This window comes from Lysinibacillus louembei (assembly GCF_033880585.1).
Taxonomy (GTDB): domain Bacteria; phylum Bacillota; class Bacilli; order Bacillales_A; family Planococcaceae; genus Metasolibacillus; species Metasolibacillus louembei.
Window position 1 is genome coordinate 1137033 of the sequence record NZ_CP137624.1, and the last position, 16068, is coordinate 1153100.

The following is a 16068-nucleotide window of genomic DNA, read 5'->3' on the forward strand; positions in this document are numbered from 1 at the left end:
GTGAGCTTTAAAGTGTCTGAATAATCAATTTAACTAGATATTTCGAAATATTTAAAAAGATATTGTACAGGAGAAAAGTTTTATGTATAATTATCTGAAAATACTAAAACATTAGAAAATTTATTGAGAGGGTGTTTTATCATTATGAAACATTACAAACTAAAGAAATTCGCTTCTATATTTTTAGCTACATCGGTGTTAGCTGGAGCACTTGCAGGGTGTGGGGCTGATTCAGGTGGAGGCTCATCAAATGGGGGCTCATCAGGTGGTAGTGGTAACTCCGCTGATGGCGATACAATTAAAATTGGTGCAAACCTTGAATTATCAGGTGGTGTAGCGTCGTATGGTCTATCGATTGCTGATGGTGCAACATTAGCGATTGATGAAATTAATGCGGCAGGCGGCATCAATGGTAAAAAAATTGAGTTAATCAAAGTAGATAATAAATCTGAAAATGCTGAGGCAGCTTCTGCGGCAATTCGTTTAGCTGAGCAGGAAAAAGTTGTGGCGATGATTGGACCAGCAACTTCAGGAAATACAGTAGCGACAGTGCAAATAGCAAATCAGCATAAGGTTCCTGTTGTAACTGCTTCTGGTACAGCGCCAAATATTACTGAGAACGATGATGGCTCAATTAATGAATATGCATTCCGTACATGCTTTATTGACCCATTCCAAGGAACTGTAGCGGCAAACTTCGCAACAAATGAGCTTGGTGCAAAAAATGTAGCGATTTATGCTGATAATGCATCTGACTATGCAAAGGGCTTAGCAGCTTCGTTTAAAGAAACGATTGAAGCCAACGGAGGTAACGTTGTAATTGAACAAGCCTATGTAGCGAAGGATGTAGATTTCAAATCGACATTAACAAACATTAAAGGGAAAAACCCAGATTTCATTTTCATTCCAGGCTACTATGAAGAGGTAGGGCTAATTGTTAAGCAAGCTCGTGAGTTAGGTATTACAGTACCATTGATGGGGGCAGATGGTTGGGATTCGCCAACATTAGTGGAGCTAGCAGGAAATGAAGCATTAAATGATACGTATATTACAAATCACTATTCATCTGAAGATCCAGATCCAACGATTCAAAAATTTGTAGAGGCGTTCAAAGGGAAGTATAACCAATCACCAAATGCTTTCCACGCTTTAGGCTATGATACAGTGTATTACTTAAAAGACGCCATTGAACGTGCAGGTGATAATGTTACAGGCGAAGCAATTAAAAATGCATTAGCTGAAACAAAGGATTTAAGCTTAGTGACAGGTAAATTTACAGTAGATGAAAAACACAACCCAGTTAAATCAGCAACAGTTCTTGAATTCAAAGACGGCAACCAAGTGTTCAACTCTAAAGTGAATCCTTAAATCTAAGTGACATGAGGGGGGCGACTGATGCCTCCCTTTTTTTCCGGTTAAGTGTCAATTGGCTAATGGGGCAATTATTTCGCCATCTACATAAGGTGGGAAACATTCTACTGAATTCAGACAGAAGGAGTGAGAAAAATGGAATGGATACAGCAAATCGTCAATGGGATTTCACTTGGTAGTATTTATGCGCTCATTGCGCTTGGCTATACGATGGTTTATGGCATTATTAAGCTGATTAACTTTGCGCATGGTGATGTTTTCATGCTTGGTGCATTTATTGGCTTCTTTGCGATTGCTAGATGGGATATGCATTTTATTCCAGCATTGTTAATGGCAATGATTTTATGTGCAGTAATAGGAGTTATTATCGAAAGGGTAGCCTATAAGCGCCTTCGTAACGCAACGCGAATTGCAGCATTAATTACAGCGATAGGGGTTTCGCTATTAATTGAGTATACGGTTATTTTCTTCCGTGGTGCATCACCAGAGGCATATCCAACAATTTTTGAAAGGTCAACATTAAATATTTTCGGTGTACAAATTGACACAAAATCTATTTTTATTTTAGGTGTATCTATCGTTTTAATGCTATTATTACAATTTATCGTGCATCGAACAAAAATCGGGAAGGCAATGCGTGCGGTATCTCATGATGCTGATGCAGCACGTTTAATGGGAATTAATGTAGATAATACGATTTCGGCGACATTTGCTATCGGTTCAGCATTAGCGGGGGCAGCGGGTGTTATTTTCGGTATTTACTATACGCGAATTGAGCCATTAATGGGTGTATTACCAGGCTTAAAGGCCTTTGTGGCAGCCGTGTTAGGCGGTATTGGTATTATTCCAGGTGCAATGGCTGGTGGTCTTGTGCTTGGCGTCGTTGAAACAATTGTTAGTGCATTAGGCTTCTCAATGTGGCGCGATGCAGCAGCATTCATTATTTTAATCTTAATTTTAATTTTAAGACCAGCGGGTATTTTCGGGAAAAATGCTCGTGAGAAAGTGTAGGTGAGCGAGGATGAAAAAGTCTAAAGTCTTTTGGGGCTATGCGATTATCGCACTAGTGATTTATATAGTCGTGCAAGCACTCATTTCTTTCGGTATGGTCAATATGCATTATCAAAATATGCTTATTACGATGTGTATTAACGTTATGTTAGCAGTTAGCTTACATCTTGTCATTGGTGTAACAGGACAGTTCTCGATTGGACACGCAGGGTTTTTAGCAATCGGTGCCTATATATCTGCTATTTTTACGATGAAGCTAGGCATGCCGTTTCCGGTTGCAATTTTAGCAGGGGCACTTGCTGCTATGCTAGCAGGATTAGTCGTTGGGATTCCGTCTTTACGTTTAAGAGGTGATTATTTAGCAATTGCGACACTAGGGTTTGCGGAAATTATTCGTATTATTTTTGTCAATGTGGATTATGTCGGTGGAGCAGCAGGTATGCAAGTAACACACTTATCTACATGGACTTACGCCTTTATAGGTGTTGCTATTACAATTATCATCATTTCAAACTTTACAAATTCTCGTCATGGTCGAGCGTGTATTTCGATTCGCGAAGACGAAATTGCGGCAGATGCGATGGGTATTAATACAACTTACTACAAAGTGGCAGCGTTTGCCATCGGCTCATTTTTTGCAGGAATCGCAGGTGCAATTTATGCACATAACTTTTATATTATTCAACCGACAGCGTTTGGCTTTTTAAAGTCATTTGATATTTTAATTTTAGTTGTACTTGGTGGGTTAGGTAGTCTATCAGGTGCGGTGATAGCAGCCATTTTCTTAACATTCATTTCAACATATTTACAGGCTTTCCCTGAAACACGGATGATTATTTATTCACTTGTTTTAATTTTAGTGATGCTTTACCGACCAACAGGGTTATTAGGAACGAAGGAAATTACAGATTTATTTAAGTTCGGTAAAAGAGGAGGTACGAAAATATGAGTACACTTCTTAAAGTAGACGGTTTAGGTATTCAATTTGGTGGTTTAAAGGCTGTACAGAACGTTAATATGTATATGGATCAGGGTGAGCTTATTGGTTTAATTGGACCGAATGGAGCGGGGAAAACAACGACATTTAATATGTTAACAGGTGTGTATGCGCCGACAGAAGGTACAATTACGTTTGGCGGTAAGCAAATTCAAGGGCTAGACCCATATAAAGTAACGCGCGGTGGGATTAGTCGTACATTCCAAAATATTCGTTTATTTAAAGAGCTCTCAGTATTAGACAATGTAAAAGTAGCGAACCATTCTTTAGCAAATCACAATATTTTATCCTCTATTTTCCGTCTACCAAAGCATTTTTCAGGTGAGGCAAAAATGGAGCAGGAGTCGCTAGCCTTTTTAAAGATTTTCGGCTTAGACGTATATAAGGATGAGCTATCGAAAAACTTGCCATATGGGATGCAGCGTCGCTTAGAAATTGCACGTGCATTAGCGGCGGGTCCGAAGCTTTTGCTACTAGATGAGCCAGCAGCAGGGATGAACCCGCAAGAAACGAAGGAATTAATGGATCTCATTGCCTTTATCCGAAAAGAATTTAATTTAACGATTTTATTAATTGAACACGATATGAGCTTAGTTATGGGCATTTGCGAACGCATTTATGTGCTAGACCATGGTCAGCTTATTGCGGAAGGGTCACCAGCAGAAATTCGTTCAAATCCAAAGGTAATAGAGGCGTATTTAGGAGAGGAGGTAACGGAATAATGCTGAAAATCAATGATATCGACGTATACTATGGTAATATTCAAGCATTAAAGGGCATCTCCTTAGAAGTAAATGAAGGTGAGATTGTAACGTTAATTGGAGCAAACGGTGCAGGCAAAAGCACGCTATTAAAAACAATATCCGGCTTGCTTAAGCCGAAAAAAGGCTCCATTGAATACTTAGGGTCAGCAATTGATGGAAAAGCAGCACAATCAATTGTAAAGGCGGGTATTTCGCATGTTCCAGAGGGACGACGCGTATTCGCAAATATGACAGTAGAGGAAAACTTAGAGCTAGGCGCTTATTTACGTAAAGATCGAGATGGTATTAAAAAAGACATGGAGCACGTATATGAGCTGTTCCCACGCCTTTTCGAGCGTCATAAGCAGCTATCGGGCACGCTGTCAGGCGGTGAACAGCAAATGCTCGCGATGGGACGCGCCTTAATGGCAAAGCCAAAGCTTATTTTAATGGATGAGCCATCGATGGGGCTCGCACCTTTAATGGTAAAAAATATTTTCAATATTATTGAGATGGTAAATAAAGAAGGTGTGACGGTGTTATTAGTTGAGCAAAACGCACATATGGCATTGTCTGTAGCACATCGAGCATATGTATTAGAAACAGGAAAAATCGTATTATCTGGCTCGGCAAAAGAGTTGCAGGAGAGCGAAGAGGTAAAAGCAGCTTATCTCGGTGGATTGTAATGAGTGGAGGGCTATCCGAAAAGTTGATGTCAATCGACTTTCGGTTCAGCCCTTTTCATTTTCCTTATATTGATTAAATATTTATAAATGGATGGAGAAAACAAATCATTTTCTGCCATCCATTTTTATTTAGCTACCAATCAATAAATTCTGGATATTTCAACGAGATTTGTAGCTCATGTAGCGCAAGCTTTGTTTCCTTTGCGGCTTGCATAAGCTGAGCTAACAATATTTGATAGTCCTCACCCTCTACGACTAAACGAATCGCAAAGGCAGAAAGATGGGCTGCCCGTTCCTCCTGTGACAAAGCTAAATATTCAAGGTTGAGCACATCTACATACTGTGTAGCATAGCGGAAATAGCATGCTGTCTTTTCATTTAACACATGTAGAAAAATTGCGTAATGCTCCTCACCAATCAATTCAGGCAAATTATCTGCAACGAGCGCTTGGAAATGGCGTACTGCTGCAATATGCTGATTCCACTGAGCATCATCAATTAGCTCCTGGTGTAAACGGATAAAGTCATTTAAGGCGATTGCTGTGAAAAGTAGCTCTGGCCATAAAATATCGACACTGAAATAAATATTTTTTTCAGGAATCATCTTTTTTTGCTTTATTTGTATGCCGCGATTAATACCGTTTGCAATATATTCAATATGGTGCTCACCTTTTGTCGCTTGCCGAAGTTTATAGCAGACGTTTAAAATGCGACCTCGAGCGCCTTGATAGTCGTAATAGCGCTTGGCATCGCCTGTAATGTGGTAAATAGCATTTATGAGCTGGTCAATATCCCAGTAATCGCCGCTAATACGAGCGCCTGTTAGTAATGGTGTTGGTTGAATTGTGAGCATATTCTCACCCTCCTAGACTTGTGCTACGACTTTTTGTAATTTAGATGCTTGAATAATTCCTTTCGCTCCTGCTCTGTTAAATCACGCCACTGTCCAACCTTTAAGTTGCCTAAGTGAATATTCATAATGCGAATACGCTGTAGTCGCTTAACAGAATAGCCAAGCGCTGAGCACATGCGGCGAATTTGGCGATTTAAGCCTTGCTCTAAAATAATTTTGAATACATTGCTTGATATTTTTTCAACACGACAAGGTAAAGTTGTCGTATCTAAAATATCGACACCTGCTGCCATCTGCTGCAAAAATTTATCTGTAATTGGTTTATCTACTTGCACAACGTATTCCTTTTCGTGGTGGTGTTCAGCACGCAAAATCTCGTTGACGATATCGCCATCATTTGTTAATAATAACAAACCTTCTGAATCTTTATCTAAACGGCCGATATGGAAAATGCGCAATGGGTGATTAACAAAATCGACAACATTGCCTTTAATATGCTTTTCGGTTGTGCTTGTAATGCCAACGGGCTTGTTGAGCGCAATGTAAACAAGCTGCTCTTCCTTGGCAACGGGCTTGCCATCTACGCAAACAATATCACCATCCTGTACTTGGCTACCAATCGTAGCAAGCTCTCCATTAATTGTAATTCGTCCTTCTTCAATCCATTTATCTGCACCGCGTCGCGATACTGTACCTGTTTCTGCTAAAAATTTATTAATACGCATCGTTTCTCATCCTTTAATTTGAATAATGTAAGTATACAATATCCGAATGAAAATAAGGAATAGAGTAGCTTAATATAAACATTTTCTATTGGAAATATAGGGAATGAAATCAAATTTATTTAAGGGATAAAAATTGAAATATTCTAGTTTTTCTGACAAAATAAAATATAAGACTACCTTTCTACTAGCGCTCGCTACAGCATAACATTTAGGGTATGTTCTAATATTCATAACGAAGGAGAGATAATGTAATGGTATATGCATTTCCGAACACAGAAGGGGCATTAATTCATTTTAAAGAACGTTATGACAACTATATTGGAGGCAAATGGACACCACCTACGAAAGGGCAATATTTCGATAATCCAACACCTGTAACAGGCAAGGTATTCACACAGGTGGCACGCTCTACAGAAGAGGATATTGAGCTAGCGCTTGATGCAGCACATGCGGCAAAAGATGCATGGGGAAGCACATCGCCAACAGAGCGCAGCAATATTTTATTGAAAATAGCTGACCGTATGGAAGCAAATCTTGAAATGCTGGCAGTAGCTGAGACTTGGGAGAATGGGAAAGCCGTACGTGAAACGTTAAATGCAGATATTCCGTTAGCAATTGACCATTTCCGTTATTTTGCAGGCGTTATTCGGGCACAGGAAGGCTCATTAAGCCAAATTGATAACAATACAGTCGCTTATCATTTCCATGAGCCAATTGGTGTAGTAGGACAAATTATCCCTTGGAACTTCCCAATTTTAATGGCGACATGGAAGCTTGCGCCTGCACTTGCAGCTGGGAACTGTGTTGTATTAAAGCCAGCGGAGCAAACGCCAGTATCCATTTTAGTAGTGATGGAATTGATTGAAGACTTATTACCACCAGGCGTAGTGAATATTGTAAACGGTTTCGGCTTAGAAGCAGGGAAGCCACTTGCATCAAGCACACGCATTGGCAAAATTGCCTTTACAGGTGAAACGACAACGGGACGTTTAATTATGCAATATGCATCGCAAAATATTATTCCTGTAACGCTTGAATTGGGTGGAAAATCACCGAATATTTTCTTCGAGGATATTATGGCGCAGGATGATGAATTTTTAGATAAGGCAGTTGAAGGCTTTGTTATGTTCGCATTAAACCAAGGCGAAGTATGTACATGTCCATCACGTGCCTTAATTCAGGAGTCGATTTATGAGCCATTTATGGAGCGTGTATTGAAGCGTGTAGAGGCGATTAAAACAGGTAATCCGCTCGACCCGAATACGATGATGGGCGCACAAGCCTCTACAGAGCAGATGGAAAAAATCCTTTCTTACTTAGATATTGGGAAGCAAGAAGGTGCGGAATGTCTAATTGGTGGCGCACGTAATGAGTTAGACACTGACTTTACAGATGGCTATTATATTCAGCCAACTGTGTTTAAAGGCGATAACAAAATGCGCATTTTCCAAGAGGAGATTTTCGGACCTGTTGTAGCTGTTACGACATTTAAAACGAAGGAAGAGGCGCTAGAAATAGCGAATGACACATTATATGGTTTAGGCTCAGGTATTTGGACACGTGATATGAATACGGCATATCGTTTCGGTCGTGGCATCCAAGCGGGACGTGTTTGGACGAACTGCTATCACCAATATCCAGCACATGCGGCATTTGGTGGTTATAAAATGTCAGGTATTGGACGAGAAAACCATAAAATGATGTTAAGTCACTACCAGCAAACGAAAAACTTATTAGTGAGCTATGACCCGAATCGAGCAGGCTTCTTCTAAGGAGGTGCTGATGAAATGGTTGAACGTGTAACAGCGACAGAGTTAGCACTTGAGCTAATCCACTTATTAACGGAGCGTCATGGCCCTATTATGTTCCATCAATCAGGAGGATGCTGTGATGGCTCTTCCCCGATGTGTTATCCGCAAGGCGATTTATTTTTAGGTGACCAAGATATATTGCTTGGTGAGATTGGCGGCGCACCGTTTTATATACACAAAAATCAATTTGAGTATTGGAAGCATACACAGCTCATTATTGATGTGGTAGAAGGACGTGGGGGGATGTTTTCGTTAGAAGGTGTGGAAGGTAAACGCTTTTTGACAAGGTCGCGTGTATTTACACAGGAGGAACAGCAGCAATTGAATATGGAGCAATAATGGAGGGACCGATTCACGAACGTGAATCGGTCTTATTCATCGCAAAACATTTGAATTTCCACGTACAGGCATGTAACATAAAAGGAAGATTGCTCTTGAAGGAGAGATAAATATGGGAAATGCCGTACCGATGAGTTATTCACGTACAATTCAAACACGACTTGTGCTACCACCCGATACAAACCATCATGGCTCCATTTTTGGTGGTCGTGTGTTAGCTTATATTGATGAAATTGCTGCTATTGCATCAATGAAGCATGCAAAGGGAGATGTTGTTACAGCTTCGATTGATTCAGTTGATTTTGTTTCCCCAGCTTATGTAGGAGATGTTTTAGAGCTAGAAGGCATTGTCACATCAACAGGACGTACATCAATGGAAATTTATGTGCGCGTTGTGACACACAATTTAAAAACACGTGAGGAGCGTTTAACAACGGAATCCTTCGTTACGATGGTAGCGGTAGATGCAGAAGGGAAGCCGAGAGAGGTTGTAGGTGTGTACCCAGAAACGGAGGCGGAGAAACGCCTATTCGAAACTGCACCGAAGCGTAGAGAATATCGTAAAGCAAAGCGTGCATTGCAATATTAAAAAGCTTAAAGAGCTATATAGGAGCAGTGAACCTGCTTCCTACATAGCTCTTTTTTAGTCTTCTAACACGTTAATTTTCGTTACAATTTGCAATAATTCATCGGAGGAAGCAGCAACAGTTGCTGATGCCTCTGTTAACTCTGCGATTAAATTTGAAATTGTGCGGATATCATTGTTTGTGTTCATATATTGCTGTTTAATGCCTGATACCGCCTCAGTAATAGAAGTAAATGATGCGGCAAGATTTTGCTGTGTTTCAACCGTTTGCTGTACTTGCGAGTCGACGCCTTGTACTGAGCTAGCCATTGTTAAAATATTGTTTTCTGTTTCTTTTATTAGGTGTGCTACATTTTGAACGGCTGTTTTTGTTTCTTCTGCCAATTTTCTTACTTCATCTGCTACAACAGCAAAGCCTTTACCATGCTCACCTGCACGTGCTGCCTCGATGGATGCGTTCAATGCTAGTAAATTCGTTTGATCTGCAATGCCTGTTACAAGTCCAACGATTTCTGAAATTTTTTGAGAAGATGTACGTAAAGCTGCCATTGATGCCTCTAATGTTTCCACACCTGTTAAGATGGTATTCATTAAACGAGTTTGCGTTTCAAGATGACTTTTTCCTAAATTTGATTTCTCCTCAGTTTCTGCTACGAAGGCTAAGCCTTGCTCAGTAGCGGAGCTAATTCCTTCTGCTTGATGAGAAATAGTTTGTAATGATGCTGATGTTTCATCACTTGTCGCACTAAGCTCTTCGGAAGTCCCTTGTAGCGTGTTGATTAAAGCGTGCTTTGATGCTTCCAGCTCTAGGCGGATGCGCTCTTCCTCATTTTCATAAGCTTCGATAACAAGCTGCTGTTCAAAATTAATTATTTTTGAGAATGCATTGATAGCTCGAATGCAGTCATTTTTAGACATGTTTAAGTCATTAATAAATGCGATAAATGTCGACATTAATGACTGGAATGAAGCGATATACCATTTTGACTTCAAGCCAATTCGTACATGAACATGTGCGATAACTTTGCGCTCCTCTATATAGGCAGTGTTAATTTGACTGTCAAAAATATCATTTAAATGCTTTGTTAAAGTTTTCTTTAAACGGTCGATTTGTGAATTTGCTTGTATAATCGATACTAAATTCGATTGTAAGCTAATTGCACTATAAAATTGCTCAACCATTGTAGGAACTAAATCTTTAGCAAGTGGCTGCAATTGCTTCAAAATAGCCAAGTCCTCTGTTGTCAAATTAAGCAATTGTAGTTGTTTCACTAAATCAGGGTAATTATGAACATCTAGTTGAACTTGTTGTACATATTTTGATGTTTCAAAAAAAGTTGTTTGTTCAGTAGTCTTTTTTGTAAACCAATTCGCCATTATTTTCTCCATCTCATTATATAGTAGGTATAGTCTATCTATCCTTAAAGAATAGAAAGTATAACATTCCTATTCTACTATTTAAGATAATAGTTTTGCAATATTTTGTTTAAAGCCTAAGTTTGTCTTTTTGGAGATGAAAAGGTAGAATGAAAGTGATTAAATGATGAAGGAGTAGCGACTAATGAAATTTTATAAAGGGCGTTTAAAATATGTTATTCCACTCTCGGCAGTTGTAGGTGTTTCATCAACAATGATGGTGTTTAATAGATATGAAGATGTACCCTCATTACATAAGTTTTTAATTATTGTAGGGGCTGTTGTTTTTTCGGCAATTATTTCTTATTTTCTATTCCCGCAAGCTGGTGATAATCCAGACGATAGAGGTCCATACTAATTATTAATTTTTTATGTGAAAAGTGAATCTTTCAAGAACCTACTACCGTATATAAAGTACACATATAAAAGAGAGGTTGATTTATAATGGAAGATAAATGGTCAAAAGTAATTATTCATGCAAGCGCATTTTTTGCGCCAGTATTAGTGCCAATTTTGTTTTTCTTAATTAGTTCAGATGAGGTCGTAAAACGTTTATCGATACAAGCACTATTGTTCCAAGGCGTGATGTGGGTGCTAGTTACAATTTCCGGATTTTTATCGTTCATTTTAATCGGTATTCCATTTGTAATTATTTTCTCCATTATGCTAATTGTTGTGCCGATAATCGGTATTGTGAAAGCAATTAATGAAACACCCTGGAGCTATCCGATTGTTGGTAACTGGGTATAGTTTGAAAAAGAAGAAAAAAGGCAAAACTTCAATTATGAGGTTTTGCTTTTTTTTGTAATTGTATGAGTGCCAGGCACACACACAATTCTCACACAATTTCGATTTACGTGAGAGCTTTTAATTGCATTTCGATTTCGCTGTTTTTATAATTAAGTCAAAGATAGTCAAAGTCAGTTGTGGAATTGAGGTGAGAGACAATCGTGCGGAATATATCTGATATTATAGAAGGTTATTTGAAACAAGTTCTCGAATTAAGTGAGCAGGAGCATATTGAAATTAAACGTAGCGAGCTTGCAGATAAATTTCAATGCGTTCCGTCTCAAATCAATTACGTTATTAATACAAGGTTTACAGCAGAAAGAGGTTATTTAGTAGAAAGTAAGCGTGGTGGCGGTGGCTATATTCGCATTTTGCGTGTTGAAATTCATTCGAAGGCAGCGCTGATCGACGATATGATGGCACAGGTTGGTGATGCCGTGACACAGCAGGCTGTTGAGCATATGGTATATCGTTTAATAGATGAGGAAATCATTACAAAGCGAGAGGCAAAGCTTATATTAGCTGCGATTGATCGTTCAACATTAGCATTACCGTTACCACTACGTGACCAAGTTCGTGCATATATAGTAAAGGCGATGTTTATTACGTTGAAATACGACAATAAATAAGGTAGGTGATTAGCATGATTTGTGAGCATTGTAAACAGAGACACGCCTCTGTCACAGTGACAACAGTACAAAATGGGCAAACAGTCGAAAAGCATTATTGCGACCATTGTGCCTCGAAATTCCATCCATTTCAAACAGAAATACAGGAAGAGCCTGTAGCGTTACACCAGCTTATTTCAAACTGGTTTGGTGTACCGATGTGGAAAAATGCACAGACGGAAGAAAAAAAGACGACACAAAACGCATGCCCATCATGCGGCTTCACATACCGCCAATTTTTAAAGCAAGGGAAATTCGGCTGTGCAGAGTGCTACAGTACATTCCGAGAGCAATTGCCACCAGTGCTTAGTCGCTTACAGGCAGGGACTAAGCATACAGGTAAATCTGTAGCGGTTAGCGTGGAGCAGCTAAAACAAAAAATAGAGGAAATACGTCAGCAAATGCAGTATGCCATTGAAGAAGAACGCTTTGAGGACGCCGCAAAAATGAGAGATGAAATAAAATCAATTCAGCATAAGCTTGATGCTGGAGGTGTAGATGTATGAATATCGAGCATTTTTTAAAGCAAGCGCCTAAATGCATGATGGGAAATGGCGAAGATTCCGATATCGTCATGACAACACGCATTCGGCTTGCTAGAAACATGGCGAATACACGCTTTCCGCTCAGCTTCTCACAGCAAGAAGCAAACGAAGTACAAGAGAAGCTTATGAAAGCGCTCTTGATGCCGCAGGAGCAATTAAATTTTTCTTATTTCCGAATGGCTGATTTATCACCATTGGAGCGCCAATTGTTAGTAGAGAAACATTTGATTAGCCCCTATTTAGCAAAGCATAAAGAGGTAGCCGCCGTCTTTTTATCGGGGGACGAATCGACAAGTGTCATGGTCAACGAAGAGGATCATGTACGTATCCAAGTATTAAGCGCAGGCTTACAGCTAATGGAAACATATGAGCGAGCAAGTGAGCTAGATGATCGCTTAGGGAAGCAAGTAAGCTATGCATATGATGAGCAATTCGGCTATTTAACGAGCTGCCCGACAAATGTCGGTACAGGGTTGCGAGCATCCATTATGATGCATTTACCAGCGCTGACAATGTCGAAGCAAATGAATGTCCTTATCCAAATGATGACACGTTTAGGTATGGTCGTGCGTGGTATATATGGAGAGGGCAGTGAAAATTTAGGCAATATTTATCAAATCTCAAATCAAGTAACGTTAGGGAAATCTGAGCGTGAAATTTTAGATGAACTGCAAAAGGTTGTTGAACAAATTATTGAGAAGGAACGCAATGCACGCAAAAAATTGCTAGAGCGTGCACATGTCACATTGGATGACCGTGTCAATCGAGCACTTGGAACATTGCGCTATGCGCGTGTATTAACGAGTGAGGAAGCTGCGACATGTTTATCAAATGTTCGATTAGGTGTCGATTTGAAGCTTATTCAAGGAATCTCGCCGAGCAGTTTAAATGAATGCGTCATGTTTATTCAGCCAGGCTTTGTTCAGCAATATGCAGGTACTGTGCTCGATGCGGTAGACCGCGATATATATCGGGCAAAATATGTCCAAGAAAAATTGGGTGAAGATCGTTTAACTACAGGTGAAAAAGGAGAGGAAACATATGATGTTTAATCGTTTTACACAACGCGCACAAAAGGTTTTACAACTAGCACAGGAAGAAGCCATCCGTTTAAATCATGATGCCATTGGGACGGAGCATATTTTACTAGGTCTTGTTCGTGAAGGTGGCGGCATCGCTGCAAAAGCATTAGAGGCAATCGGTGTCAGCCCACAAACGATTGAGGCAGGTATTGAGGAGCTAGTTGGCAAAGGCACTGAAAAAGTGGGCCTAACAGTAAGCTATACACCACGTGCCAAAAAAGTAATTGAATTATCCGTTGATGAATCACGTAAATTAGGTCATTCCTACATTGGAACAGAGCATATTTTATTAGCATTAATTCGTGAGGGTGAAGGAGTAGCAGCGCGCGTTTTAGCCAATGCAGATGTAAGCTTAAATAAGGCGCGTCAGCAAGTCCTGTTATTGTTAGGTAATAACGACACAGCACAACCAGGTGGTGGTGCGGCAAGCCCAACAGCAAGCACACCAACATTAGACGGCTTAGCACGCGATTTAACTGCTATCGCGCGTGAAGGCTCGCTAGACCCAGTAATTGGTCGCTCGAAAGAAATTACACGTGTGGTGGAAGTATTATCACGTCGTACAAAAAACAATCCTGTGTTAATTGGTGAGCCGGGTGTAGGTAAAACAGCGATTGCGGAAGGCTTAGCACAGCAAATCGTCAACAATGAGGTGCCGGAAATTTTACGTGATAAGCGCGTTATGACACTTGATATGGGAACGGTTGTGGCTGGTACGAAATACCGTGGTGAATTCGAAGACCGTTTGAAAAAAGTAATGGATGAAATTCGCCAAGCGGGCAATATCATTTTATTCATCGATGAATTGCATACATTAATCGGTGCTGGTGGAGCAGAAGGAGCAATTGATGCTTCAAATATTTTGAAACCGTCCTTAGCACGCGGTGAATTACAATGTATCGGTGCAACAACGTTAGATGAGTACCGCAAATATATTGAAAAGGATGCCGCTTTAGAGCGACGCTTCCAACCCATTCAAGTTGATGAGCCATCTGTTGAAGAAACAGTGCAAATTATTTATGGCTTACGTGACCGTTATGAGGCGCATCACCGTGTGAAAATTACGGATGAGGCAGTAGAGGCAGCAGCAAAATTATCAGACCGTTATATTTCAGATCGTTTCTTACCAGATAAAGCGATTGATTTAATTGACGAAGCTGGATCGAAAGTGCGCTTACGCTCATTTATTGTTCCACCAAATTTAAAAGAGCTTGAGGAGCGCTTAGAAAGTGTCCGCTCTGAGAAAAATGCGGCTGTATCAAGTCAAGAGTTTGAAAAGGCAGCAGCTTTACGTGATTCGGAGCAAAAGCTAAAAGAAGAAGTGGAGCAAACGACGAAAGAGTGGAAAGAATCACAAGGCAAAGCAGAATCGCAAGTAACAGTCGATGATATTGCGGCAGTTGTGTCAATGTGGACTGGAATTCCAGTTAATAAAATTGCACAGGAAGAATCTGCGAAGCTGTTAAATTTAGAGGAGGAGCTGCATAAGCGAGTAGTTGGGCAAGGTGAGGCAGTTGAAGCTATTTCTCGTGCAATCCGTCGAGCGCGTGCTGGCTTAAAAGACCCAAAACGTCCAATCGGCTCATTTATTTTCTTAGGTCCTACAGGTGTAGGTAAAACAGAGCTAGCGCGCGCATTAGCAGAGGTGATGTTTGGTGACGAGGATGCGATGATTCGCGTTGATATGTCCGAATATATGGAAAAACACTCAACTTCTCGTTTAGTAGGCGCACCTCCAGGTTATGTAGGCTTTGATGAAGGTGGTCAGTTGACGGAGAAGGTACGACGCAAACCATATTCAGTAGTATTACTTGATGAAATTGAAAAGGCGCATCCAGACGTATTCAATATTTTATTACAAGTATTAGAGGATGGTCGTTTAACAGACTCGAAAGGTCGTTTAGTTGATTTCCGTAACACAGTTGTCATTATGACATCCAACGTAGGTGCGGATGCATTGAAATATCAAAAGAACTTAGGCTTCAACATGGGCAATTCAGAATCGAAGCATAAAGATATGAAGAACACAATGTTAGAAGAGCTGAAAAAAGCATTCCGCCCAGAGTTTTTAAACCGTATTGATGAAATGATTGTGTTCCATTCATTAGAAAAAGAACACTTAAAAGAAATCATTTCCTTAATGGCTGCTTCTTTAACGAAGCGTCTACAAGAACAAAACATCGAGCTAGAGCTAACGGAGGCAGCACTTGCGAAAATTGCAGAGGAAGGCTACGATCCACAATATGGCGCCCGTCCATTGCGTCGTGCACTGCAAAAGCATGTGGAGGATCGTTTATCCGAGGAGCTATTAAAGGGCACAGTATTAACAGGTGGCACAATTATTTTCGACTATGTTGATAATGAGTTTGTTGTACGTGCAAAGGAAAATGCTGTAGAGGCTTAATTCAAAACAAATAAAGCTATAAGCGTATCTTGAACTATTTTT

General features: G+C 40.1%; 17 protein-coding genes. 14 read left to right on the plus strand and 3 right to left on the minus strand.

Annotated features, from left to right (window positions below; all coding sequences use genetic code 11):
• Positions 1-144 precede the first annotated feature (144 nt).
• The 5 genes from R6U77_RS05555 (at position 145) to R6U77_RS05575 (ending at position 4808) form a co-directional block, all read left to right on the plus strand.
• Positions 145-1368, plus strand: coding sequence for an ABC transporter substrate-binding protein (locus R6U77_RS05555; RefSeq protein WP_406601078.1), 1224 nt, complete (start codon positions 145-147; stop codon positions 1366-1368).
• Between the two features lie 138 nt (positions 1369-1506).
• Positions 1507-2382, plus strand: coding sequence for a branched-chain amino acid ABC transporter permease (locus tag R6U77_RS05560; protein WP_293924005.1), 876 nt, complete (start codon positions 1507-1509; stop codon positions 2380-2382).
• Between the two features lie 10 nt (positions 2383-2392).
• Positions 2393-3331, plus strand: a complete 939-nt coding sequence (locus R6U77_RS05565; protein WP_319837753.1) for a branched-chain amino acid ABC transporter permease — start codon at positions 2393-2395, stop codon at positions 3329-3331.
• Positions 3328-4101 (plus strand): ABC transporter ATP-binding protein, encoded by a 774-nt coding sequence (locus R6U77_RS05570; RefSeq protein WP_319837754.1) that lies wholly within the window; start codon positions 3328-3330, stop codon positions 4099-4101. The genes R6U77_RS05565 and R6U77_RS05570 overlap by 4 nt, the downstream gene beginning before the upstream one ends.
• Positions 4101-4808, plus strand: a complete 708-nt coding sequence (locus R6U77_RS05575) for an ABC transporter ATP-binding protein (RefSeq protein ID WP_293924011.1) — start codon at positions 4101-4103, stop codon at positions 4806-4808. Before R6U77_RS05570 ends, R6U77_RS05575 begins: the two co-directional genes overlap by 1 nt.
• A 133-nt stretch (positions 4809-4941) precedes the next feature.
• Here R6U77_RS05575 and R6U77_RS05580 read toward each other — a convergent pair whose 3' ends face one another.
• Complete coding sequence (locus R6U77_RS05580; RefSeq protein WP_319837755.1) at positions 4942-5661, minus strand: DUF6904 family protein; 720 nt, start codon at positions 5659-5661, stop codon at positions 4942-4944.
• Positions 5662-5684: 23 nt separating this feature from the next.
• The gene (rluF, locus tag R6U77_RS05585; protein ID WP_293924014.1) at positions 5685-6386 is read right to left on the minus strand and encodes a 23S rRNA pseudouridine(2604) synthase RluF; all 702 of its coding nucleotides are present in this window, start codon (positions 6384-6386) and stop codon (positions 5685-5687) included.
• Positions 6387-6637: 251 nt separating this feature from the next.
• On the opposite strand from rluF, the gene adh reads away from it, so the two are divergent.
• The 3 genes from adh to R6U77_RS05600 all read left to right on the plus strand — a co-directional run bounded on the left by adh (position 6638) and on the right by R6U77_RS05600 (position 9125).
• Complete coding sequence (gene adh / locus R6U77_RS05590) at positions 6638-8158, plus strand: aldehyde dehydrogenase (RefSeq protein WP_319837756.1); 1521 nt, start codon at positions 6638-6640, stop codon at positions 8156-8158.
• A gap of 15 nt (positions 8159-8173) precedes the next feature.
• A complete protein-coding gene (locus tag R6U77_RS05595) occupies positions 8174-8536 on the plus strand; it encodes a DUF779 domain-containing protein (RefSeq protein WP_293924017.1) in 363 nt (120 codons plus the stop codon).
• A 112-nt stretch (positions 8537-8648) separates the two neighbouring features.
• Entirely contained in the window at positions 8649-9125 is a 477-nt protein-coding gene (locus tag R6U77_RS05600; protein WP_319837757.1) for an acyl-CoA thioesterase, read from the plus strand.
• Between the two features lie 54 nt (positions 9126-9179).
• On the opposite strand, the gene R6U77_RS05605 is transcribed toward R6U77_RS05600, so the two are convergent.
• Complete coding sequence (locus R6U77_RS05605; RefSeq protein WP_319837758.1) at positions 9180-10499, minus strand: globin-coupled sensor protein; 1320 nt, start codon at positions 10497-10499, stop codon at positions 9180-9182.
• A gap of 184 nt (positions 10500-10683) precedes the next feature.
• On the opposite strand from R6U77_RS05605, the gene R6U77_RS05610 reads away from it, so the two are divergent.
• The 6 genes from R6U77_RS05610 (at position 10684) to R6U77_RS05635 (ending at position 16026) form a co-directional block, all read left to right on the plus strand.
• The gene (locus R6U77_RS05610; RefSeq protein WP_319837759.1) at positions 10684-10896 is read left to right on the plus strand and encodes an acyltransferase; all 213 of its coding nucleotides are present in this window, start codon (positions 10684-10686) and stop codon (positions 10894-10896) included.
• Positions 10897-10982: 86 nt separating this feature from the next.
• The gene (locus R6U77_RS05615; protein ID WP_293924026.1) at positions 10983-11288 is read left to right on the plus strand and encodes a DUF4870 domain-containing protein; all 306 of its coding nucleotides are present in this window, start codon (positions 10983-10985) and stop codon (positions 11286-11288) included.
• Positions 11289-11488: 200 nt separating this feature from the next.
• Complete coding sequence (locus R6U77_RS05620) at positions 11489-11956, plus strand: CtsR family transcriptional regulator (protein ID WP_293924029.1); 468 nt, start codon at positions 11489-11491, stop codon at positions 11954-11956.
• A gap of 14 nt (positions 11957-11970) precedes the next feature.
• Positions 11971-12501, plus strand: a complete 531-nt coding sequence (locus R6U77_RS05625) for a UvrB/UvrC motif-containing protein (protein ID WP_319837760.1) — start codon at positions 11971-11973, stop codon at positions 12499-12501.
• Entirely contained in the window at positions 12498-13592 is a 1095-nt protein-coding gene (locus tag R6U77_RS05630; RefSeq protein ID WP_319837761.1) for a protein-arginine kinase McsB, read from the plus strand. Before R6U77_RS05625 ends, R6U77_RS05630 begins: the two co-directional genes overlap by 4 nt.
• Positions 13582-16026, plus strand: a complete 2445-nt coding sequence (locus tag R6U77_RS05635; RefSeq protein WP_293924034.1) for an ATP-dependent Clp protease ATP-binding subunit — start codon at positions 13582-13584, stop codon at positions 16024-16026. Before R6U77_RS05630 ends, R6U77_RS05635 begins: the two co-directional genes overlap by 11 nt.
• Positions 16027-16068 lie beyond the last annotated feature (42 nt).

Coding starts and splice junctions, on each gene's coding strand:
- R6U77_RS05615 (WP_293924026.1), top strand. CDS start 10,983: ATGGAAGATAAATGGTCAAAAGTAATTATTCATGCAAGCGCATTTTTT.
- R6U77_RS05605 (WP_319837758.1), bottom strand. CDS start 10,499: ATGGCGAATTGGTTTACAAAAAAGACTACTGAACAAACAACTTTTTTT.
- R6U77_RS05630 (WP_319837761.1), top strand. CDS start 12,498: ATGAATATCGAGCATTTTTTAAAGCAAGCGCCTAAATGCATGATGGGA.
- R6U77_RS05565 (WP_319837753.1), top strand. CDS start 2,393: ATGAAAAAGTCTAAAGTCTTTTGGGGCTATGCGATTATCGCACTAGTG.
- R6U77_RS05610 (WP_319837759.1), top strand. CDS start 10,684: ATGAAATTTTATAAAGGGCGTTTAAAATATGTTATTCCACTCTCGGCA.
- R6U77_RS05580 (WP_319837755.1), bottom strand. CDS start 5,661: ATGCTCACAATTCAACCAACACCATTACTAACAGGCGCTCGTATTAGC.
- R6U77_RS05635 (WP_293924034.1), top strand. CDS start 13,582: ATGATGTTTAATCGTTTTACACAACGCGCACAAAAGGTTTTACAACTA.
- R6U77_RS05600 (WP_319837757.1), top strand. CDS start 8,649: ATGGGAAATGCCGTACCGATGAGTTATTCACGTACAATTCAAACACGA.
- rluF (WP_293924014.1), bottom strand. CDS start 6,386: ATGCGTATTAATAAATTTTTAGCAGAAACAGGTACAGTATCGCGACGC.
- R6U77_RS05625 (WP_319837760.1), top strand. CDS start 11,971: ATGATTTGTGAGCATTGTAAACAGAGACACGCCTCTGTCACAGTGACA.
- R6U77_RS05560 (WP_293924005.1), top strand. CDS start 1,507: ATGGAATGGATACAGCAAATCGTCAATGGGATTTCACTTGGTAGTATT.
- adh (WP_319837756.1), top strand. CDS start 6,638: ATGGTATATGCATTTCCGAACACAGAAGGGGCATTAATTCATTTTAAA.
- R6U77_RS05595 (WP_293924017.1), top strand. CDS start 8,174: ATGGTTGAACGTGTAACAGCGACAGAGTTAGCACTTGAGCTAATCCAC.
- R6U77_RS05570 (WP_319837754.1), top strand. CDS start 3,328: ATGAGTACACTTCTTAAAGTAGACGGTTTAGGTATTCAATTTGGTGGT.
- R6U77_RS05555 (WP_406601078.1), top strand. CDS start 145: ATGAAACATTACAAACTAAAGAAATTCGCTTCTATATTTTTAGCTACA.
- R6U77_RS05575 (WP_293924011.1), top strand. CDS start 4,101: ATGCTGAAAATCAATGATATCGACGTATACTATGGTAATATTCAAGCA.